This is a genomic window from Bradyrhizobium sp. WSM4873, assembly GCF_055811355.1.
Genome location: NZ_JBVVPS010000038.1, coordinates 1 through 3546, shown reverse-complemented (window position 1 = coordinate 3546; position 3546 = coordinate 1). Strand labels below are relative to the sequence as shown.

The following is a 3546-nucleotide window of genomic DNA, read 5'->3' as shown; positions in this document are numbered from 1 at the left end:
AAAAATTTTCTCCTCTGCGCGGCCCCCCGGGGTCTTCCAATTTTAACATGGCCCGGCGGCGCCGTAAAAACGCCCCCCCCCCCCCCCGCTTCGGGGGGGGGGGCCCCCCCCCCCCCCCCACGCCGCCAACTCGTCAGTAGTCGCGCTGCTGCGAGAACGCGTAGCGCGGGTTGATACCGCAATAGGACGACGTGCCGGAGGCGGTAGCGAGGCACTGCTGATAGCTGGCGAACTGGCAATTGCCGGGGTAACCCCACGAGCGGCCCTGGATGCAATATCGGTCGTTCGCAGGATGTGCCTGGGCGGCCGGGGATGCTACGGCGAGCAGGGCCGCGAGCGATGCGAGAGTGAGGATGGTGCGACGCATGTCGGTCTCCTTTGAGAGCGAGTGGGTGGGAATGTCAGCGAGCCTGGCTCGTCTGTTGCGCAGTCATGCCCGTGTTGGTGTCGCCAGAATGCCTTGCGTTCGCGACAAGGCACATCATGACGCAGCCTGCCGCCGGCAATGTGATCTCGGCCACAGTTCACGATGGGGTTCGAGCCTATCGTGAACGGACTTGCACGCGTCGATCCCGGAGAACTACGCTTGCCTTATTCGGATCAGGTATTTTGGAGGTTCTAATGCAGAAATCATACTTGCTGGCTGCGACAGCAGCGCTGGCGCTTCTCATGCAGACACCGCTCGCGTTGGCGCAGGGCGCACCAGCCGCCGCCGGAACCGCGGCGCCTGCGACGACAAATGCCGCGCCGGCAGCGACGACGACCGCGCCGGGCGCCACCAATGACGCTTCCAGCCAGCCGACCGACTCCAAAAAGAGTGCGTCGAAGAAGCCGGCGAAGAAGAAGATGACGCGGCAGCAGGAGATCGATCACTCGGTCGACAGTGGCACGGTGCCCGCGCGCTACCGCAGCTCGGTGCCCAAGCAGTACCAGCAATACATTCCGTTCGACAAGCAGTGACGGATCGCACGGCGGCGCGGCGTGATCGGGCATCGCGCCGCCGGTGTCACCGCGTGACGGACTTGAAATAGGACCTTGGCCGGACAGAATCCGGCCATACATCCCAGTGGCGGTCCGCGCGAGCGGTGCTAGAGTAGGCCGGAGCCTGGGGGAAGTAATGAGTGACGACGTGAGGGATGCTGGCCTTGTGGCCATGATCAGCAGCATCCTGGGAGGCAACAAGCGCACCTCAGAAAGTGTTGCGCCGCCGCCCCTCATCGAGGTTCCGCCGCCGACCGCGCCCACGAACGGATTTGAGTTTGTCCAGTCCGCCCCCGATACGCCGCCGGCCACGCTCGAGAACAAGCCCGAAAACAATTCCGGGAACGCGCCCGATGCGACGCTGGCCCCCGCGAATCCGGTCGAGCCCGCAGTGAAGATCGCCACGACGCCTGATGGCAAGCAGTTGCTGCCTGCGGAAGCGATCGCCGATCTCGTCCTGGGCGAGCTGCGCAAGCTCGAGAATTTTCCGGCGACCGGTGCCTCCGTGACGGTCTACGGTTACAGGCACTGGAATGCGATGATCACCTTTGCGCCGTTCTCGACCACATTCCGGGATGCCACGCGGTTCCGCCAGGCCATGCCGGACATCGTCTTCAAGCTGCGCCGTTTCGTCGTACTTGAGATATGATCGTGGCCGTGAGCCCGAACAGTTCGACAGGATTTTCGACTTGAGCGTTGCCTTTACCAAAGAAGAGAGCGCGGAAACCGCCGCTGAGACGCTGTTGCCGGATCGGCCGATCTCGCCGCATCCGAACCTCGTGACGGAAGCGGGCTTGCAGGCGCTGCAAAGACAGCTTCAGGACGCGCGCGAGGACTATGAAGCCGCGCAGGCCATCCAGGAGGTCAACGAAAAGCGCCGGCAATCGGCGGTGCCTTTGCGCGATGTCCGCTATCTCGCCGAACGGCTGCGCACGGCGCAGGTCATTCCCGCTCCGGCCTCGACCGATATCGTCGCCTTCGGCAGCACGGTGACCTTCAGCCGCGCCGATGGCCGCGTGCAAACCTATCGCATCGTCGGCGAGGACGAAGCCGATCCCAAGGCCGGCACGATCTCCTTCGTGGCGCCGGTGGCGAAGTCGTTGATAGGGAAGGCGGTCGGGGATGTCGTGGGGGCGGGTGCGCAGGAGATCGAGATTTTGTCGATTGGGTAGGGGGCGTTTGTCGATGGTTTCCGCTGTGTCCGCGCAACAAGGCGCGATGGCTGGATGAGGCGGTTTCTGTCGGGAGCATTGCCGTTTTACGCGCTGGCCGGATTGGCCATGTGCATATACCTCGTCCTGTACAAGACTGATCTCTTCGACTTGAACGCCATCGTCCAGGATGCGACCGGTTCGTCGTGGTTTCCGGTCTTCATCTTCGTCTGCGTGCTGCTGGAGTCGGTCTTCCCGTATTTTGGCTATTTTCCCGGAACCGCTCTCATCTTGATGTCCGTGGCACTCAATCCAAAGCCCGCGGACGTCTCCGTCTTTATCGTGGCGTGGCTGGCCATCATCGTGGGCGCCGTCCTGAGTTACGGGCAGGCTCGTTTTTTCCGACCGCTGTTGCAGCGGGTCGCCTCAAAGGCGGCGCTGAACCGGTGTGAGTCCCTCCTCGACGCCTACGGTCCTTACGCGCGCATTGCCCTGTTCGTTCATCCCAACGCCTGCGCGATGTATTTCACGGCACTCGGACTTCTCGGCCGCAACCTGACGCGCGAGCTTGCCTATCTCGGCGTGGGCGCAGCAGCCTCCGTGGGGGTGCTGTTCGTCGTCGTGAGCAGACTCGTGTCGTCCGTAGGCACCACCGACGACGGGGAATTGCAGCTGCTGCTGGCGGCAGCGCTGGTCGCCATCGGGACGTTCGTCGGTCTCTACGCAGCCTGGCGGCCGGCGCGGGCTGCGTAGGGCTGGAGATGGCGTGCGCGTCAACCGGAGTGGCACCGCTCGCAATGACGACATGACATCATCCGCAAAACAAAAGCCGGTGCAAAGGCGATGACCAATACTTCCGCTCAGGCCACCGCGACGATCCCATCATGCCGGTGTTTTGCCCGACGAGTCAAATCCGATTTCGGAAAAATAGTATCATTGTAACCCCTTGATCCGACTGAGGTCGGCTACTGTGCATGGGGTTGTTTTCGACATTTTTGATTGAGACGGTCCCGACACGCCACCAGGCGTCGAGGATGGGTCGGCAATCAGGAGAGTTCAGGAAGGTGGATGGTGGGCGCACAAGGGATCGAACCTTGGACCTCTCCCGTGTGAACCACAATCCGTAGACCCGAGCTAACCAAATCCGGCCATAGTTAGAATGTAAAAACTCCCTTAATCGATGGGAGTTATGGCCTCATGCGACCATAGTAGCCCATAAGCGGCCTTGCTACATTTTGTATGCCCCCGTTGTGCCCGCCGTGGATTTTCCCCTTGGGGCACAAAAACGAGGGGAGGTCTGAGAGCCGGTTCTGTTCGAGGGCTGACTGCCCTTCTGGGGCACACCGGGCGCAGAGAGAGTGAAGGAATCATGACGGAGCCGGCCAACCAGCTGACACTCACCGATACGGTGATC

Annotated in this window: 5 protein-coding genes; 4 read left to right on the top strand and 1 reads right to left on the bottom strand. The window is 62.2% G+C overall.

All coding sequences use genetic code 11. The features are described 5' to 3' along the window. Positions 1 to 133 precede the first annotated feature (133 nt). Positions 134 to 367, bottom strand: coding sequence for a DUF3551 domain-containing protein (locus tag AC0L21_RS32525; protein ID WP_007596464.1), 234 nt, complete (start codon positions 365 to 367; stop codon positions 134 to 136). A 254-nt stretch (positions 368 to 621) separates the two neighbouring features. Here AC0L21_RS32525 and AC0L21_RS32520 point away from each other — a divergent pair, with 254 nt between their 5' ends. From AC0L21_RS32520 to AC0L21_RS32505, 4 genes are all read left to right on the top strand, one after another. Beyond that, positions 622 to 960 (top strand): hypothetical protein, encoded by a 339-nt coding sequence (locus AC0L21_RS32520; RefSeq protein ID WP_473265763.1) that lies wholly within the window; start codon positions 622 to 624, stop codon positions 958 to 960. Between the two features lie 157 nt (positions 961 to 1117). Further along, positions 1118 to 1630 (top strand): hypothetical protein, encoded by a 513-nt coding sequence (locus AC0L21_RS32515; RefSeq protein WP_473265762.1) that lies wholly within the window; start codon positions 1118 to 1120, stop codon positions 1628 to 1630. 40 nt (positions 1631 to 1670) lie between these two features. Next, on the top strand, positions 1671 to 2153 hold the full coding sequence (greA, locus tag AC0L21_RS32510) for a transcription elongation factor GreA (protein ID WP_473265761.1): 483 nt from the start codon (positions 1671 to 1673) through the stop codon (positions 2151 to 2153). Between the two features lie 54 nt (positions 2154 to 2207). Then, a complete protein-coding gene (locus AC0L21_RS32505) occupies positions 2208 to 2885 on the top strand; it encodes a hypothetical protein (RefSeq protein WP_473265760.1) in 678 nt (225 codons plus the stop codon). Positions 2886 to 3546 lie beyond the last annotated feature (661 nt).